Source organism: Basfia succiniciproducens, from assembly GCF_011455875.1.
Taxonomy (GTDB): Bacteria; Pseudomonadota; Gammaproteobacteria; order Enterobacterales; family Pasteurellaceae; genus Basfia; species Basfia succiniciproducens.
In genome coordinates this window covers 612,379-629,561 of sequence record NZ_CP015031.1, presented here as the reverse complement: position 1 = coordinate 629,561, position 17,183 = coordinate 612,379, and the positions used below count along the sequence as shown (strand labels likewise).

Genomic DNA, 17,183 nt, shown 5'->3' with positions numbered 1-17,183 from the left:
TTTTGGTGGGCAAGAATGCCCACCCTACGCGCGCACAATCAAACTCAAACTGATGTTTTTGCGGTTGCTGTAACTTGCCAATGCTTGATTTAACTCTTGCTGCATCGCACTTTCCATATGATTGCCAAATACAATTACACGATTCGGATTAAATGCCGTGTCGTTATCCAGCTGTTGAATAAAGGTAAGCAGATGTTGGCTGTTAAAATGCTCATTGAGCAAATACAGGCGTTTATCGCACAAATATGCAATATATCCACCCAAATCGACCGCTTGCACAGTTTCGGTAAGTTTTGCACCGTCATACACACGCCAAGTGGTCAGCAAGGTTTGAATTTGGCTTTCCGTCAAACTGGTTAAATGCGGTAATTGCGCTTGGTTTGGATGAAATTCATCCTCTGCAACCGCATTGAAATTGTCGGTAGTTTGGTAAATTTTGAAACCAAGATCTATTTTTTGCTCAGTGCTCGTAGGGACAGGGTTTATCCCTGTCCGTTCATTATCAGTATTTCGGGCGGGGATAAACCCCGCCCCTACGGATATCGCAGCTCTTTCAATACGAGCTTTGGTAATCTCAAAAATCGTTTTGTAGCCTGCTTTATAGGCCTCGGATTTTGGATCCGTTTGTTCCAGCAGTTGCACCAAAATAAATTGGCGGTTGCCGCCGTCTTCGGCATTTAATTGCATTACGGCGTGAGCGGTTGTGCCAGAGCCTGCGAAGAAGTCTAGGATTAGGTCGTCTGAATTTGTTGCTAATTCAATGATTCTTTTTATTGTTCCTATCGGTTTGGGTTTTGGAAATATGTCTTTATTAAATCCTAAATCTTTTACAAATATCTCTGTCCCTCGTTCACTATTTACATCTTTAAAATCCCAAACGCTTGTAGATTTAATAAAATCACCTTCATCAAAATAATCTTTTTCAAATACAGACCATTGTTTTTTTGCCGGCATATATCTTGCAAATAACTTGCTTAAATTTGCTTTTGAATTTTCATATCCCCAACGCCATCTCCCTTTTTGTTCAACATCTTTCATTGGGTAAATTTCTATACTGCTATCTATTTTTTCTAATGATAAGGTCTGATTTTTTTCATCCCAATAAAATGGATAATACATATTTGGTCGATCTTCAAAACGATCGTTATCACCTGTTTTTCTTAAATCAATTTCACGCCAAACACCTAACTCATCTTTTTTGTTGTATCTTTTTGTAATATGTTTTTCTGCTTTAAATCCTTTCAATAGTACCTTATTAGAGTTTTGATAAACTAAAAGATATTCGTGTGCTGTTGCTATATTCTTTTGATCACTTCTGCCTTTTGGATTATTTACTACCGAAATCAGCCCAACAAAATTCCCCTCCCCAAACACTTCATCACACAACAATTTCAACTGTGCCACTTCGTTATCATCAATGCTGATAAAAATTACACCATCTTCTTTTAACAGTTCTCGTGCCACATACAAACGCGGATACATAAAGGTGAGCCACGCGCTGTGGGAATTGCTGCCTTTATCGGTGAAATTCAAAATGCGTTCGGCTTCCTCTTGCGTGATATTGGCAAGCGTTGCCAATTGTTTGGGGGTAAATTTACGGTCGTCTTGATACACAAAACCGTCCGAGCCGGTGTTATACGGCGGATCGATATAGATCATTTTAACGCTATTGCGATAAGCATTTTTCAAATGCTTCAAGACTTCCAAATTATCGCCTTGGATTAACACGTTTTGGCTATGGGCATTTTCTTCTTTTGAATTGTGTTCTACATCTTCGGCAAGCAAAGTTTCAGGTGGAAGATTGCGTAGTAATTTCGCATAAGATTTGCCCAGCCAGTTCATTGAGTAAAACTCGCGGCTGATGTCGGTATGCTGTGCAATTTCCGCTTGGAATTTTTCCAACAGAAAACGACCGCTTGTGTCAAAGCAGTTGGGGAAAAGTTGTTTTAACTGTTCAAGCTGGGGAGAATTAGCGGTGATATTTTCCGCATTGAATAGGGTTTCGGTGATCATAAAATCACCATTTGTGAAAATTTAATTACATTTTGCTTGCAATTATCGCCTAGACTAGGCATGGCATGGCATGGCATGGCATGGCATGGCTATTCTTTTATCCTTAATTTAAGTTGTCAATAGTTTTTTATTCTAAAACAAATTTTATTCATTTCAATATGTTAGTAGCTAAAAGTGCGGTAAAAAATCTTAAAATTTTGACCGCACTTTTTTATTACCATTTTTCCGCAGCCTGTTGATCGCTGTCTCGACTTTCTATCCAGCGTTCGCCTTTATCCGTTTTTTCTTTTTTCCAAAACGGCGCTTTGGTTTTCAGGTAATCCATAATAAATTCATTGGCATGATAGGCATCGCCGCGATGAGCCGAACTTACGCCGACCAGTACTATTTCATCACCTGTATGCAATAAGCCGACTCTGTGGATAACGACAACCCGCTGAATATCCCAGCGGGATTTTGCTTCCGCCACAATTTCATTCAGTGCTTTTTCCGTCATTGCCGGGTAATGTTCTAAATAAAGGCTTGATACTTCATCGCCCAAATTGAGATCACGCACTTTCCCTACAAAAATGACACTTGCCCCCACTGAATCGGATTGTGACAACCAGCGATATTCGCTGTTTTGATCGAATTCCGCTTCCTGCACTGCAATTTTAATATCCGACATTTTATCCCCCGGTAACAGGCGGAAAAAAGGCAATTTCATCGCCGTCCCGAATCGAGCTGTCCAGCGATGATAAAGTTTGATTAATAGCAACCAATAATTTGCCCGCTTCTAGAGCCAACGCCCATTTTCCGCCTTTTTCCGCTAAATGCGCACGTAATGCTTCAGCCGTTGAAAATGCCGCTTCGACATCAATTTGATCGACGCCCACCAACTCTCTCGTTTGTGCGAAAAATAATACTTTCAGCATTTATTCCACCTTAAAATGACCGGATTTACCACCGGTTTTTTCGAGCAAGCGAACATTAGAAATAACCATATCTTTTTGTACCGCTTTGCACATATCGTAAATAGTTAAGGCGGCAACACTTGCCGCTGTCAGCGCTTCCATTTCAACACCCGTTTTGCCCGTTAATTTACATAAACTTTCAATGCGAACCTGATTGGTATCTAAAAGTGCGGTCAGTTTTACCTCAACTTTTGAAAGCAATAAAGGATGGCAAAGCGGAATTAATTCCCAAGTGCGTTTTGCCGCCTGAATGCCGGCAATACGGGCCGTGGCAAAGACGTCGCCCTTATGATGTTCGCCAGATACAATCATCGCCAAAGTTTCGGCGGACATGCTCACAAAGGCTTCCGCACGCGCCTCACGGACGGTTTCCCGTTTATTGGAAACATCCACCATATTGGCTTCACCATTACTATTAATATGGGTAAATTCTGTCATTGTTAATAAAATTCCGGATGGATGAGCTTCCCGCTCAAGTTGATTAATGTGTTTTTTATAAAAAAACAGACGAAATCAGCCGCCGATACTAGCTAAATTTGTGCGAATTCCGCTGTTTCCCTGTGCCAATAAATGATGTTCGCGTTTACCCTGCAAGGCGGCGTATAAGCGGGATTGCAAAATTACCTGTTGCTCGTCTGACACTAACAGATCCCGTAAATCCACGCCTTCTTCACCGAATAAGCAAAGATGTAATTTTCCTTTTGCAGAAACCCGCAGGCGGTTACAGCTTGCGCAGAAATTCTTTTCATAAGGCATAATTAAACCGATTTCACCTAGGTAGTCAGGATGTGAGAAGACTTTTGCCGGCCCGTCGGCACGATCTTTTTGCCGTAAAATCCAACCTTCCTTCAGCAGTTTTTCCGCGAGAATTTGCCCGGATAAATGATACCGATTAAAAAACTGATCCATTTCGCCGGTTTGCATTAACTCAATAAAGCGCATTTGGAGCGGTTTGTCTTTAACCCAGTTTTTGAAACGGTCGAATTCCTGATCATTCAGGTTTTTCATTAATACGGAATTGACCTTAATTTTTTCATAACCGATTTCAAATGCCCGCTCAATGCCTTTCATTACTTGATGAAATTTATTTTCGCCGGTGATGCTGTAAAATTGACGGGGATCCAAACTGTCCACGCTAACATTAATGGAGCTGACACCGGCTTTTTTCCATCGCTCGACATCCTTTTCCATGCGATAGCCGTTTGTAGTTAATGCGACTTTTTTAATGCCTTCTAGGGCGCTGATGGTTTCAACAATAGCTAAAAAATCTTTGCGTAACGTCGGTTCGCCGCCGGTTAAACGCACTTTTTCCGTTCCCATTGCCGCAAAAGCACCGACAATACGGCGTATTTCATCCAAGCTCAAAAAACTTTCTTTTTGCACAGGAGGCTGATACCCACTAGGTAAACAATAGGTACACTTGAAATTGCACACATCCGTTACGGACAGGCGCAAATAATAGTATTCGCGTTGGAACGTATCGACTAATCGATTGGTTCCTACGTTTTTGATAGGAATAGATTGCATTTGATACCTTTCTGAAGATGAGAGGATAAGTCGTTTCCCACATTATCCCTGAGCAATAAAATTCATTGCTGGCATTGCCGCCTTATTTTCAAATAAATTTAAAAACTTAGGCGTACAAGCTCGGTATATAAAATTTCTAACTATTTTAAAAGAGTCAATCTGCGCATACAAGTCTAAAACGCGAATATACTTGTATTTAGTTATAAAAAATAAAATTTCTTTTAAATCAGTTATATATAAATGTATATAACAGAACATCGGTTTTGTTTTCAAATTTTTTACTTAATTAATCATAAAACTCCATGTAGAATAGTTTTAGTGCATATTTATCCCATTCGAAGGAATTATTATGGCAGTTACCCCGATGTTTAATCATCAGTATTTAACGGAATCCAATCATATTGTTGCCATTGGTGGCGGACATGGTCTGGGACGTGTAATGTCGGCGCTTAATTTTCTGAAAGAAAATTTGTCCGGTATTGTCACTACTACCGACAACGGCGGCTCTACCGGCCGCATCCGTCTTCATCAAGGCGGGATTGCCTGGGGAGACTTGCGTAATTGTCTGAATCAGATTATTGATGTGCCGACAACGGCATCTGCAGTTTTTGAGTATCGCTTTGCAGGTACAGGTGATCTTGCAGGGCATAATTTAGGCAATCTGATTCTCACGGCTCTGGCGAATATGCAAATTCGTCCCACCGAGGCGATCGACTTAATCCGCAATTTTCTGCGCGTGCGTTCCGCCATTATTCCAATGTCTGATATTCCGGTGGATTTAGCCGCCACACTTAAAAACGGCGAGCAGGTTATCGGCGAAGTTGAAATCGACAAATTACCGGAACCGCCGGCATCGCTCTATCTTCATCCTCAGGTTGAGGCGACGCCGGAAGCCATTGCCGCTTTGCGACAAGCCGATATTATTTTATTGGGTCCGGGCAGTTTTCTCACCAGCATTATGCCGGTACTTTTAATGGATGAAGTAAAAGCCGAATTGCGTCAAAGCCAGGCGAAAAAGATCTATATTGATAATCTGGGATTAGAACTAAGCCCGGCGGCAAATCTGAGTCTGGCGGAACGTATCCGCTGGATTAACCAAGCCGTTGGTAAAGATATTATCGACGGCATAATTACCAAACCGGAATTTGCACAAAACTGCGGTCAAATTCGGGCGAAAATTATGGCGCGCCGCCTTAATGCCGGTGATGTGTCTTATCGTCATGATCGCGCTCTGCTCTGCCAGGCGATTGATGACTTAGTGGCGGAATTAAATAAATAGTATTTATTGTAAAATTTTATTAAGACTCAAAAAAACTATTTTTTTGACCGCACTTTTAGAATTTTTCATATAAAAAAGACATATATCGCAAAATATATGTCCTTTTATTTTAATGGGTTAGGTTCTGTTTATAAAAGATAAACAGACCTTAAATAAACGTTAGAAATTGATAACTTTATCCGCCCATAAGGTCCAGTCCGACACATCATCCAACGTGCCTAAGCTAACGCCTTTAACTAACGGTAATTGCGTAATACCACGCGCTTTCGTACAACTTGTACAAAGTTTCACCTCCGCACCTAAGCCCGCCAGCACTTCTAAGGTTTGCTGAACATTCGGACCGTCATTCGGATTTTGACCGCTCAACCCGGCAAGTACGGCATCCGAAAAACAGAATACTTTCACTTCGACTTCTTTGCCGTGTTCCTCTAATAAGTTCACCGCATGACGCAGCCCGTTAAAGGTTTTTTCCGTTCCATAAGGCGATTCGTTTAAAATAAAAAGTAATTTTTGCATGCTATTACCTCAAGACTAGCCGATCCAAATAAATTTGATTAAGAATAAAACAGAGACCACCCAAACCGGCGCATTAACTTCTTTCCAACGGCCTGTTCCCATTTTCATTACGCAATAACTGATAAAACCAAAGGCAATACCTTCCGTAATTGAATAAGTAAACGGCATCATTGCTGCGGTAATAAATGCCGGAGCGGCTTCCGTTAAATCTTCCCATTGTACTTTAATTAAGCTTGAAGCCATTAAAATACCCACATAAACCAATGCGCCTGCGGTCGCATAAGCCGGCACAAGCCCCGCCAGCGGCGAGAAGAAAATGGTTAATAAAAATAATACGCCAACAACTACCGCAGTCAAACCTGTGCGCCCGCCGACAGACACGCCGGCACCGCTTTCCACATAGGTACTAATGGCGGAAGTACCGATTGAAGAACCTACCACCGCACTCACACTGTCCACATATAATGCCTGACGCATTTTCGGGAAACGGCCTCTTTCATCACAAATTCCCGCTTTATCGGTAACGCCCAATAAAGTACCTGAAGAGTCAAACAGGTTGACTAATAAGAAAGAGAAAATAATTCCGAGCAGAGCGATATCCAGTGCGCCGGCAATATCCACTTTCCCCACAACCGCATCCAAACTCGGCGGCATAGAAACCAAACCGCGATAAATCACATTTTCATCAAATTGCAATGCTAAAGCGGTAACCACAACGATTGATACTAACACGCCGGAGAAAATATTACGCGCCGCCAATACGACAATAATGAAAAAACCTAGGATCCCCATTAATACTTTAGGATCGTGAAGCTCCCCCAACGCCACTAAGGTTGCCGGATTCGCCACCACTAATCCCATATTTTTAAAACCGATTAAGGCGATAAAAAAGCCGATACCGGCACCGATACCCACACGCAAAGCCAGAGGAATGGATGCCATTAACCAATAGCGAACCTGTAATAAGGTTAATATTAAAAGCCCTACGGATCCCCAGAAAATCGCCCCCATGCCGACCTCCCAGGAATAACCCAATTTGCCTACAACCACATAAGCAAAGAATGCATTCAAGCCCATAGCGGGTGCAAGCGCAATGGGCAAATTACTGAATAACCCCATAGCCATAGTACCAAAACCGGCAATCAAACAGGTAGTCACAAATACCACTTGCTTATCCATGCCCGCATCCCCCAACACGGAAGGATTTACAAACACAATATAAACCATGGTAAAAAAGGTGGTGATACCCGCAATGATTTCTGTTTTTGTACTGGTTTTATGTTGATTTAATTTAAAGAAATTTTGAAGAAAAGATTGATTTTCCATTATTTTTTCCAAAAAGATTGAAAATTGAGACTAATGAAAAACAAGAACGGTTAGATTGGTGTTTTTCTGTGGGATTCTATCAAAAATTCTTATAACCTGCGACGAGTTTTTCTAAAAATTTAAAGTATGAGCTATTAATTTGATTATTTATTAAGCTTGCACGATTTTACTAAAATTATATTTAAAAAAATTCATATTTTTTTGAATAAAATAGATATAAAACAATAAATTTGTTATTTTTTCGTTTTATCAAAAATATCATTTGATCTTTACAAAACTTTTGTTTATACCTACCCCATTACAGGTAGAAATACCTCAAAAATTTTTATTTTCGGAGGACTTATATGACAGAAGAATATTTAATGATGCGTAATAACATCAATATGCTGGGGCGCTTTTTGGGCGAAACTATTCAGGAGGCGCAAGGTGACGATATTCTCGAACTGATTGAAAATATCCGAGTACTGTCCCGCAATTCCCGTAGCGGCGATGACAAAGCCCGGGCGGCATTATTAGACACACTTTCCACTATTTCGGCGGATAATATTATTCCGGTTGCCCGCGCTTTCAGCCAGTTTCTGAACCTGACTAATGTGGCGGAACAATATCAAACCATGTCTCGCTCCCATGAAGATAAGGTTTCTGCGGAACGTTCCACTGCTGCGCTGTTCGCCCGCCTGAAAGAACAACATGTTTCTCAGGAAGAAATCATTAAAACCGTGCAGAAACTGTTGATTGAAATCGTCCTTACCGCTCACCCGACGGAAGTTACCCGCCGTTCATTAATGCACAAACAGGTTGAAATCAACAAATGTCTGGCTCAGCTGGATCATACGGATTTAACCGCCGAAGAACAAAAAAATATTGAGTATAAATTACTTCGCCTTATCGCCGAAGCCTGGCATACCAATGAAATCCGTACCAATCGGCCGACACCTCTGGAAGAAGCCAAATGGGGTTTTGCCGTTATCGAAAACAGTTTATGGGAAGGTTTGCCCGCCTTTATCCGCAAACTTAACGATGCCGCCGTCGAACATTTAAATTATGCTTTGCCGGTAGACCTCACACCGGTACGCTTCTCTTCCTGGATGGGCGGTGACCGTGACGGCAACCCCTTCGTTACCGCGAAAATTACCCGGGAAGCGCTGCAACTTGCGCGCTGGAAAGCGGCGGATTTATTTTTAACCGATATTCAGGAACTCTGCGACGAGTTGTCAATGACGCAATGCACTACGGAATTCCGAGAAAAATACGGTGATCATTTAGAACCCTATCGTGTAGTTGTGAAGGATTTACGCAGCAAATTAAAAAATACGCTGGATTATTACAACGATATACTTGCGGGTCGCATTCCGCCGTTTAAACAAGATGAAATCATCAGTGAAGACCAACAACTCTGGCAACCGCTTTATGACTGCTATCAATCCCTAACCGCCTGCGGTATGCGTATTATTGCCAACGGATTATTGCTGGATACCTTACGCCGCGTTCGTTGTTTCGGCGTCACATTACTGCGTTTAGATATCCGTCAGGAAAGCACCCGCCATAGCGACGCCATCGGCGAAATTACCCGCTACATCGGTTTAGGCGATTACAGCCAATGGACAGAAGATGACAAACAAGCCTTCCTGATCCGGGAATTAAGCTCCCGTCGTCCGCTAATTCCCCATAACTGGACGCCTTCGGAACACACTCGGGAAATTTTAGACACCTGTAAAGTCATTGCAGAACAGCCGGAAGGCGTTATTTCCTGCTATATCATTTCCATGGCGCGTACCGCTTCCGATGTTTTGGCGGTGCATTTATTATTGAAAGAAGCGGGCATTTCATACCATCTGCCGGTAGTTCCTCTATTTGAAACATTGGACGACCTGGACGCTTCTAAAGAAGTGATGACGCAACTGTTTAACGTAGGCTGGTATCGCGGCGTAATCAAAAACCGCCAAATGATCATGATCGGCTATTCCGATAGTGCTAAAGATGCGGGCATGATGGCGGCCTCATGGGCGCAATACCGAGCGCAGGACGCTTTAGTCAAACTTTGCGAACAAACCGGCATCGAACTTACCCTCTTCCACGGCCGCGGCGGCACCGTAGGACGTGGCGGCGCACCGGCTCACGCCGCATTATTATCCCAACCGCCACGTTCCCTGAAAAACGGTTTACGTGTAACCGAACAAGGGGAAATGATCCGCTTTAAACTAGGATTACCGGCTATCGCCGCAGAAAGTCTGGACCTCTACGCCAGCGCCATTCTTGAGGCCAACCTCCTGCCGCCGCCGGAACCGAAAGCCAGCTGGTGCCGGGTAATGGACGAACTTGCCGTCGCTTCTTGCGAAATCTATCGCAATGTGGTGCGCGGCGATAAAGATTTTGTGCCTTACTTCCGCAGCGCCACACCGGAACAGGAACTGGCAAAACTGCCTTTAGGTTCCCGACCGGCAAAACGCAATCCGAACGGCGGCGTTGAAAGCCTGCGTGCCATTCCCTGGATCTTTGCCTGGATGCAAAACCGCCTGATGCTGCCCGCCTGGCTCGGTGCCGGCGCCTCAATCCGTCAGGCGATGGAAAGCGGCAAAGCGGCGGTGATTGAAGAAATGTGCAACCATTGGCCGTTTTTCAATACCCGAATCGGCATGCTTGAAATGGTATTCAGTAAAACCGATAGCTGGCTGTCCGAATATTACGACCAGCGTTTAGTGAAAAAAGAGCTTTGGTATTTAGGCGAATCGCTGCGCAAACAGTTAAGCGAAGATATCGCTACCGTGTTACGGCTTTCCGGCAAAGGCGATCAATTAATGTCGGATTTGCCTTGGGTGGCGGAATCCATTGCACTGCGTAACGTTTACACCGACCCGTTAAACTTATTGCAAGTGGAATTACTGCGTCGTTTGCGAGCGGATCCCGAACATCCTAATCCGGATATCGAGCAGGCGCTGATGATCACCATTACCGGTATCGCCGCGGGTATGCGTAATACGGGTTAGCCAATATTTATTAATAGGGTCTATCCTTTATAAACAGCCCTAGTCTTCATCGCAAAAGTGCGGTCTATTTTTTGTAAGTTTTAAAACTCGGCGAAAATTGACCGCACTTTTTATTTACCCCGATTTAGGCTATGATGTGGCGTAAATTTCTTAATCGGAACAAAACATGACAGTACAAATTAACAAATTAGATCCTGATGCGGCGATTGATATCGCCTATGATATTTTCCTCGAAATGGCACCGGAGAATTTAGATCCGGCGGACATTATGCTATTTAATCTGCAATTTGAAGAACGCGGCGCGGTCGAATTTGTGGAAACAGCCGATAATTGGGATGAAGAAATCGGCGTATTAATTGATCCTGACGAATATGCCGAAGTATGGGTTGGCTTAGTTAATGAAAATGATGAAATGGACGATATTTTTGCCAAATTTTTAATTTCTCACCGTGAAGACGACAGAGAATTCCATGTGGTCTGGAAAGAATAAATAAACAAGCTAAAAAAACGAAAAAATTGACCGCACTTTGTGTTGTTTTCATCTGATAATTATGAAAAAGATTGATGTTTATCATGAAAATTTCCCACTAGAAAATTCTATCCGATTGGATAGAATTTTCTTTATTTTAGCGAAGGAATCCGCCATGAAACTCAATCTTATCACCTCTGCCCTTTTGTTTAGCACGATTCACTCGTCTTTTGCAGTCGAACCGATAAAAACCGAGCTTACACCGATCGAAGTCTATTCGGCTTATGCTATCCCCGTCAATCAGGACCAAACCGCTTCATCGCTGACCGTTTTAACCGAAAAAGACTTTGCCGGGCGCAATGCCGCTTATGTCAGTGATGTGCTGAAAACCGTGCCGGGTATGGCATTCAGCAGCTACGGCGGGCGCGGGACCTTAAACAATGTTTATTTGCGCGGGGCGGATGCTAATCATGTAGCCGTAATTATCGACGGGGTGAAAGTAAATCCCGTTACCGGCTACGGCTTTGATTTCGGTGGTTTGGCCTTAAGTAATATCAACCGTATTGAAGTACTGCGTGGCGAACAATCGGCACTCTGGGGCAGCGATGCTATGGGCGGCGTGATTTATATCACCACCAAAAGCGGGCTTTATCAGGATAAACCTTTCAACCTGGATTTTGATGTGGGCACCGGTTCGCACGATAGCACGGACGGTTCGGCAACGGTCTCGGGTTATAATAACGGCTTTTATTACGCCCTGCATGGCGACAGCCACCGTACTCGCGGCATTTCCGCATACAGTACGGATACCTTCCGTTACCGCACGGAAAACGGCGACAACGTCAGTACGGGCGGCGCCAAAGAACGGGATAAATTCCACCGCGATAACGCGTCTCTGCGTTTAGGTTATGACACAGACAATAAAGGTATCGAAGTGTTTGCTTCCCACTCAACGCAAAATTCCCATTACGATACCGGTTACAATGACACCGATTACGATAATTACAGCCACACCCGCGAAACCCTCTTGAAATTGAGCGGTTATTTAGGCAGCGAACAGGAACTTTTTAAGCAAAAAGCGAGCGTCAGCCATATTAAAACCGACAGTAACTCTTACGAAGCCTATTCCGACAGCAGTTATCATGCCAAACGGCTTAACGCCAATTATCAATTGGATGTTAATTTCGACAGAACGGGTCCGATTACCCAGGCGCTGAGCATTTTAGGCGAATATCAAAAATCAGAATATGCGGCAAACTATAACTATCCCTTTTATCCGCTTTATTCATACGCTTTGCATGATAAAAAACTGACGGAAAAAAGTATTGCCGCCGAATATCGCTTATTCACCGAGCAAGACAACAGCCTTTCCGCCAGCGGTCGCTTTAGCGACAGTTCCGAATTTGAAAACACCTTTACCGGACGTATTGCCGGCGCTTACCGTTTATCGCCGAACTTTAAAGCTCATGCGAGTTTAGGTTCCGCCGTACAGAATCCGACCATGACGGAATACTACGGCTATAACGGCAGCTATATTGCTAATCTGGCATTAAAACCGGAAAGAAGCCGCGGCGGCGAGCTGGGGTTATTAATGGAATCCGGCAATAAAGTCCATAGTCTGGACGTCACCTATTTTGCCCGTAATGTGGATCGAGCCATCAGTTACGAAACCGTGAACGGTTATACGCGAGCCGTAAACTTAGAGGGCACAAGCAAAATCCGTGGTCTGGAAATCGCCTACAACGGCAAGCTGAGCGATGATTTAACCGCTTATGCAAACTATACTTTCACCCGTGCCAAAGACGCGCAAAACGCCGAATTGGTGCGCCGCCCGAAACATACGGCCAATTGGGGGTTAGCCTATCAGATCACTCAACAGTTAGGCGCTAATGTGAATCTTTCCTATGTGGGCAAACGTATTGACAGCTATTATGACGAAAATACCTGGACGTCATCACGGGTGAAAATGCCCTCTTATACGCTACTGAATCTAGGCACCGATTATCAACTGACGGAAAACATCAACCTGTATGTACATCTGAATAACTTGTTCGATAAGAAATACGAGCATACCGTCGGTTACGGACAGGACGGGCGTAATGTTTATGTGGGCTTAAAAGGTTCATTCTGATTGCGATGAAAATGTACAAAACATTAAAAAAACTGACCGCACTTTTGCTTGTAACACAAACCGCTTGGGCGCAAGAACAGTTTGAGGAAAAATTTGTATCCCTCACCCTGTGCAGCGATCGCTTGCTGATGGAAATCGCCCGTCCCGATCAGATTGCGGCAATGTCGCCTTATTCGAAAAATCCGCTGATGATGCCGGATAAAACGAACCGCGACAAACCGACCATTGAACCGCGATTAACCGCCTTGTTGCCCTATCTGGATAAAACCGTACTGATTAACGAACATTTTTATCCGCAACTGACTGCGGATCTGAAAGAACTCGGCGTAAAAATAATCCCGATTAACGACAGCCCGCAAACGCCCGAACAGTTGTTCGAGCTGATTATCCGACTAGGCAAACTGACGCAAAACGAAAAACATGCGGAGCGGTTAGTAACAGAGCTAAAAACACAACATTTCAATCTAAACCAACCATTGTCTGAAACCCTGATTTTGTCGGAAACCGGCGTTGTCGACGCCTTTTTACCCCAATATCAGACCTTATTGCAACTGTTAGGATTAACCCCGCTGAAAACCGCAATCAACACACAGAATTTTGCTCTGGAAAAATTGCTGCTAAGCCAACCGAATTTACTGATTACCTTAACGGATAAACAAGGCTACAGCGAACAGGCGAAACTGCTTTCCCATCCGTTATTGGAAAAACTCTTTAAAAACCGACCGCACTTTACCCTCCCGATGAAATATACCTATTGCTTTGATCACGGCGTATGGCAAGGCGCGAAAGTGATTTATAATCAACCACACAACTCCCCTCTTTAGCAAAGAGGCGCAGGGGGAAATTTGACAAGGTTGGATTTCGAAGAAAATAATTGGGTTGGAATTAAAAACATAAAAGAGAATGGACTTTTTTCTGACTGATACATAAAAATTCGTAGGGACAGACTTTATGTCTGTCCCCAATTGGACACACAACGGATAGACATAAAATCTGTCCCTGCGAGCATAAGGCTATTTAACAATAAAATGAATAAACTCAATATGTTGCTAGGCATACTATTAACCTTATTAATCACTCTAGCCGCCACCCACCGACTCGGCGATTTTTCCGCCCTGCTTAACCCCGACGGCGTATTAACCGATATGCGTTCCCTCGTATTATGGGAGATTCGCCTGCCACGTATTCTGCTTGCCCTGTTAACCGGTGCCTGCCTGGCGCTCGCCGGCAACGCCATGCAGGGAATCTTTCAAAATCCGCTGGCAAGCCCGGGTTTATTGGGCAGTGCCAACGGCGCAACCACGGCAAGTGTTTTTATTCTTTATTATTTTTCCGCTCCTTTTACTATATTGTTATGCGGCGGTGTGCTCGGAGCGTTATTGAGTTTTCTGTTGGTCTATCTGATGGCCAAAAACCGCGGCTCGACGATGATGATTTTAAGCGGCGTAGCCATCAATATGCTGCTCGGTTCATTAATTGCCTTATTGCTTTCCAACGCCGAAAGCCCCTGGGCGCTGGCGGAACTGTACCGCTGGCTGCAAGGTTCGCTGGTATGGGCAAAAACGGATACCTTGCTGATGTGTTTACCCATTGTGTTAGCGGGTTTGTTCTGCCTGTACAGCCAACGCCGTTATCTGGATTTGCTCACTTTCGGTGAGGAAACCGCCGCTACTATGGGCGTTGATCCTAAGCGCAGTTTTTTTATCACCACCCTAGGTGTGGCGTTATTGGTCGGCGCCACCATTCCGCAAACCGGTACCATCGGTTTTATCGGCTTAATCGCTCCGCACCTGGCACGGATGATGTTGAAAAAACGCCCGTCGCAGCTTTATCTCACCGGCGCACTGTTCGGCGCCTTATTGCTGCTGATTGCGGATCTCTGTATTTTGTATATTCCGTTGTTCTCACATATTTACATCGGCACGCTCACCGCCATTATCGGCGCACCGTTTTTGATTTGGATTTTGTTGGTGCAGCAGTGGAGATTTAGCAATGATTAATAACGTGATTAAGATTGAAAACATTAACCTGCCTGAACGATTAAATAATGTGAGTTGTATCATTCCGCAAGGCAAATTAATCGGCATTATGGGCGCCAACGGTGCGGGGAAATCCACCTTACTGAAAGCCTTGGCGGGAATTTTATCCCTGACAAACGGTGAGATTTGGTTTGGCGGGCAAAAATTATCCGCCATGAGCGCCGCACAAAAAAACCAACAATTTGCCTATCTTGCGCAAGATAGCCGGGTTCATTGGGATTTGTCCGTGTACGACGTGATTGCCTTGGGCCTGCCTTATCAGCTACAAACGACGGCGGAGCAAACCAAAGTGCGGTCGGTTTCCGAGAAATTTTCTATCTCTCATTTGCTCGAAAAACCATACCGACAACTTTCCGGCGGCGAAAAAGCTCGCGTCCAGCTTGCCCGCTGCCGTATTAAAGATGCCCCGCTCCTGCTGGCCGACGAACCCATCGCCTCGCTCGATCCCTATTATCAAATCGACATTATGCAACAGCTCAAAGCCCTCACTCCGGAGCGTACCTGCGTCGTGGTGATTCATCATCTTGATCTGGCTTATCGTTTTTGTGATGAAGTGATTTTGTTACATCAAGGCAACCTGATTGCCGGCGGCGAAACTCAAGCGGTGCTTAATGCAGAAAATCTGGCTAAAGCCTTTGGTATCAGAGCAAAAATTGATCTGACCACCAAAGGAATTAATGGAATTGAAAAAATCGGAGGCTGAGCTCCAATTTGTCTGAATTTATCTAACCTTCTTTGCAATCTAACCAAGGCGAGCGCATTCCTCGATAATCTTTGTAGTATACCGAACTGCTTTCACTTGCAATTAAATCAATATAGGCGCCCTGAATCGGATGGTAGGAGCGATATATCACTTCAAAACGAGAACCTTGGACATTGAGCGGTTTATTAGCAATGTGGTCAAAAGGCTGTACTTTGTCGTTATCCAACTGAAAATAAATACCGAAATTATCCTTCATACGACTTTCCCTTGAGAGCGGAAAATAAGTCGATAAATAAGATTCCGTGCCCGTTTCAAAATTCTGACAGCTGTAATAATAACGCTTGTACTGGGTCGGGTTAGATAACTCCTCTTGGCTGATGTTATCTTTTAAATAACCTGTTTTTATTTGAGTTTTTTGTGTATTGCTACAGGCAAATAAGCCGAAAAGTGTTGATGTAAGCAAAATAAGTTTAAGTTTGTGCATAGATAAAGTTCCGGGAAAAGGATGGATTAAATTTTAGTTGCGTTATGATAGCTGAAATTGTGGGGAGTGCCAACTTCCCACGGCTCACGCCGGAAGCACGATACTATGCCCAACCTAATTGTAGGGTGGGACTTGTCCCACCGCTTATAATGTTCATGGTGGGATAAATCCCACCCTACATTTCACCTTTGATTATTAAATCAGGGCAACCACCCCAATCTTCGGGATAAATTCCCTTATCAACATCTCGATGAAAAGAAGAAAATTGCCATTCTTTCACATATTGTACATAACCATGTTTAACGGGATTGTAATAGATATAATCCCAATGATTCGCTAAATCCTCATCGTTACGAATTAAATGTTCCCAAAATCGACGCTGCCAAATACCTGCATCGCCTTGTTTTTGATCGCTTTCAGATACTTTCCGACATTGCAAAGGTAATAATTTGGAGAATTGAGATTTTAAAAATCCAATTCTTACCGAATAATTACTGTCATTTTCGGGAAGTTGCATCAGCAAATGGAAATGATCAGGTAAAATACAAATTGCAACGGTTTCAAAGGGATAGCGTTCTTGTGTAATTTTATATGCTTGACGAAACTCATTGATATATTTGATCAAATAATCCTGAGAACGATCTTTCAATACAACCGTAAAAAAATATAATCCGCCAGTTGTAAAATCTCTTCGATAATTCGGCATATTTCTCCGTAGGGTGGGATTTATCCCACCATTCTGCATAAGATATATGT

Annotated in this window: 16 protein-coding genes and 1 riboswitch; of the genes, 7 read left to right on the top strand and 9 right to left on the bottom strand. The window is 43.6% G+C overall.

Features of this window, described 5'->3' with window-relative positions; all coding sequences use genetic code 11:
* Nucleotides 1-24: 24 nt before the first annotated feature.
* From A4G13_RS02860 to moaA, 5 genes are all read right to left on the bottom strand, one after another.
* Nucleotides 25-2,013, bottom strand: coding sequence for a site-specific DNA-methyltransferase (locus A4G13_RS02860; protein ID WP_090654514.1), 1,989 nt, complete (start codon nucleotides 2,011-2,013; stop codon nucleotides 25-27).
* A 214-nt stretch (nucleotides 2,014-2,227) separates the two neighbouring features.
* Nucleotides 2,228-2,680, bottom strand: coding sequence for a molybdopterin synthase catalytic subunit MoaE (gene moaE / locus A4G13_RS02855; protein WP_090654512.1), 453 nt, complete (start codon nucleotides 2,678-2,680; stop codon nucleotides 2,228-2,230).
* Nucleotide 2,681: 1 nt separating this feature from the next.
* Complete coding sequence (gene moaD / locus A4G13_RS02850) at nucleotides 2,682-2,927, bottom strand: molybdopterin synthase sulfur carrier subunit (RefSeq protein WP_011200200.1); 246 nt, start codon at nucleotides 2,925-2,927, stop codon at nucleotides 2,682-2,684.
* Entirely contained in the window at nucleotides 2,928-3,404 is a 477-nt protein-coding gene (gene moaC, locus A4G13_RS02845) for a cyclic pyranopterin monophosphate synthase MoaC (protein WP_011200199.1), read from the bottom strand.
* Nucleotides 3,405-3,479: 75 nt separating this feature from the next.
* Complete coding sequence (moaA, locus tag A4G13_RS02840) at nucleotides 3,480-4,493, bottom strand: GTP 3',8-cyclase MoaA (RefSeq protein WP_090654510.1); 1,014 nt, start codon at nucleotides 4,491-4,493, stop codon at nucleotides 3,480-3,482.
* A riboswitch (molybdenum cofactor riboswitch) is annotated at nucleotides 4,482-4,631 on the bottom strand. Its footprint overlaps the gene before it by 12 nt.
* A 211-nt stretch (nucleotides 4,632-4,842) precedes the next feature.
* On the opposite strand from moaA, the gene A4G13_RS02835 reads away from it, so the two are divergent.
* Nucleotides 4,843-5,772: a gluconeogenesis factor YvcK family protein gene (locus A4G13_RS02835; RefSeq protein ID WP_011200197.1), complete on the top strand. Its 930-nt coding sequence runs from the start codon at nucleotides 4,843-4,845 to the stop codon at nucleotides 5,770-5,772.
* Nucleotides 5,773-5,931: 159 nt separating this feature from the next.
* On the opposite strand, the gene A4G13_RS02830 is transcribed toward A4G13_RS02835, so the two are convergent.
* On the bottom strand, nucleotides 5,932-6,288 hold the full coding sequence (locus A4G13_RS02830) for a DsrE/DsrF/TusD sulfur relay family protein (RefSeq protein WP_011200196.1): 357 nt from the start codon (nucleotides 6,286-6,288) through the stop codon (nucleotides 5,932-5,934).
* 15 nt (nucleotides 6,289-6,303) lie between these two features.
* Nucleotides 6,304-7,614, bottom strand: coding sequence for an NCS2 family permease (locus tag A4G13_RS02825; protein WP_090654508.1), 1,311 nt, complete (start codon nucleotides 7,612-7,614; stop codon nucleotides 6,304-6,306).
* Between the two features lie 344 nt (nucleotides 7,615-7,958).
* Between A4G13_RS02825 and ppc the strand changes: the two genes are divergently transcribed.
* The 6 genes from ppc to A4G13_RS02795 all read left to right on the top strand — a co-directional run bounded on the left by ppc (nucleotide 7,959) and on the right by A4G13_RS02795 (nucleotide 15,943).
* Nucleotides 7,959-10,601: a phosphoenolpyruvate carboxylase gene (gene ppc / locus A4G13_RS02820; protein WP_090654506.1), complete on the top strand. Its 2,643-nt coding sequence runs from the start codon at nucleotides 7,959-7,961 to the stop codon at nucleotides 10,599-10,601.
* A gap of 166 nt (nucleotides 10,602-10,767) precedes the next feature.
* Nucleotides 10,768-11,091, top strand: coding sequence for an HI1450 family dsDNA-mimic protein (locus A4G13_RS02815; protein WP_011200193.1), 324 nt, complete (start codon nucleotides 10,768-10,770; stop codon nucleotides 11,089-11,091).
* A gap of 154 nt (nucleotides 11,092-11,245) precedes the next feature.
* On the top strand, nucleotides 11,246-13,201 hold the full coding sequence (locus A4G13_RS02810; protein ID WP_090654504.1) for a TonB-dependent receptor plug domain-containing protein: 1,956 nt from the start codon (nucleotides 11,246-11,248) through the stop codon (nucleotides 13,199-13,201).
* A gap of 11 nt (nucleotides 13,202-13,212) precedes the next feature.
* Nucleotides 13,213-14,025: a substrate-binding domain-containing protein gene (locus tag A4G13_RS02805; RefSeq protein ID WP_090654636.1), complete on the top strand. Its 813-nt coding sequence runs from the start codon at nucleotides 13,213-13,215 to the stop codon at nucleotides 14,023-14,025.
* Between the two features lie 204 nt (nucleotides 14,026-14,229).
* On the top strand, nucleotides 14,230-15,201 hold the full coding sequence (locus A4G13_RS02800; protein ID WP_090654502.1) for a FecCD family ABC transporter permease: 972 nt from the start codon (nucleotides 14,230-14,232) through the stop codon (nucleotides 15,199-15,201).
* A gap of 4 nt (nucleotides 15,202-15,205) precedes the next feature.
* Nucleotides 15,206-15,943: an ABC transporter ATP-binding protein gene (locus tag A4G13_RS02795; protein ID WP_090654634.1), complete on the top strand. Its 738-nt coding sequence runs from the start codon at nucleotides 15,206-15,208 to the stop codon at nucleotides 15,941-15,943.
* A gap of 22 nt (nucleotides 15,944-15,965) precedes the next feature.
* Here the strand turns inward: A4G13_RS02795 and A4G13_RS02790 are convergent, their stop codons facing one another.
* The gene (locus A4G13_RS02790; RefSeq protein ID WP_090654500.1) at nucleotides 15,966-16,427 is read right to left on the bottom strand and encodes a hypothetical protein; all 462 of its coding nucleotides are present in this window, start codon (nucleotides 16,425-16,427) and stop codon (nucleotides 15,966-15,968) included.
* A 175-nt stretch (nucleotides 16,428-16,602) separates the two neighbouring features.
* A complete protein-coding gene (locus A4G13_RS02785) occupies nucleotides 16,603-17,133 on the bottom strand; it encodes an REP-associated tyrosine transposase (RefSeq protein ID WP_090654498.1) in 531 nt (176 codons plus the stop codon).
* Nucleotides 17,134-17,183 lie beyond the last annotated feature (50 nt).

Coding starts and splice junctions, on each gene's coding strand:
- A4G13_RS02860 (WP_090654514.1), bottom strand. CDS start 2,013: ATGATCACCGAAACCCTATTCAATGCGGAAAATATCACCGCTAATTCT.
- moaE (WP_090654512.1), bottom strand. CDS start 2,680: ATGTCGGATATTAAAATTGCAGTGCAGGAAGCGGAATTCGATCAAAAC.
- moaD (WP_011200200.1), bottom strand. CDS start 2,927: ATGCTGAAAGTATTATTTTTCGCACAAACGAGAGAGTTGGTGGGCGTC.
- moaC (WP_011200199.1), bottom strand. CDS start 3,404: ATGACAGAATTTACCCATATTAATAGTAATGGTGAAGCCAATATGGTG.
- moaA (WP_090654510.1), bottom strand. CDS start 4,493: ATGCAATCTATTCCTATCAAAAACGTAGGAACCAATCGATTAGTCGAT.
- A4G13_RS02835 (WP_011200197.1), top strand. CDS start 4,843: ATGGCAGTTACCCCGATGTTTAATCATCAGTATTTAACGGAATCCAAT.
- A4G13_RS02830 (WP_011200196.1), bottom strand. CDS start 6,288: ATGCAAAAATTACTTTTTATTTTAAACGAATCGCCTTATGGAACGGAA.
- A4G13_RS02825 (WP_090654508.1), bottom strand. CDS start 7,614: ATGGAAAATCAATCTTTTCTTCAAAATTTCTTTAAATTAAATCAACAT.
- ppc (WP_090654506.1), top strand. CDS start 7,959: ATGACAGAAGAATATTTAATGATGCGTAATAACATCAATATGCTGGGG.
- A4G13_RS02815 (WP_011200193.1), top strand. CDS start 10,768: ATGACAGTACAAATTAACAAATTAGATCCTGATGCGGCGATTGATATC.
- A4G13_RS02810 (WP_090654504.1), top strand. CDS start 11,246: ATGAAACTCAATCTTATCACCTCTGCCCTTTTGTTTAGCACGATTCAC.
- A4G13_RS02805 (WP_090654636.1), top strand. CDS start 13,213: ATGTACAAAACATTAAAAAAACTGACCGCACTTTTGCTTGTAACACAA.
- A4G13_RS02800 (WP_090654502.1), top strand. CDS start 14,230: ATGAATAAACTCAATATGTTGCTAGGCATACTATTAACCTTATTAATC.
- A4G13_RS02790 (WP_090654500.1), bottom strand. CDS start 16,427: ATGCACAAACTTAAACTTATTTTGCTTACATCAACACTTTTCGGCTTA.
- A4G13_RS02785 (WP_090654498.1), bottom strand. CDS start 17,133: ATGCCGAATTATCGAAGAGATTTTACAACTGGCGGATTATATTTTTTT.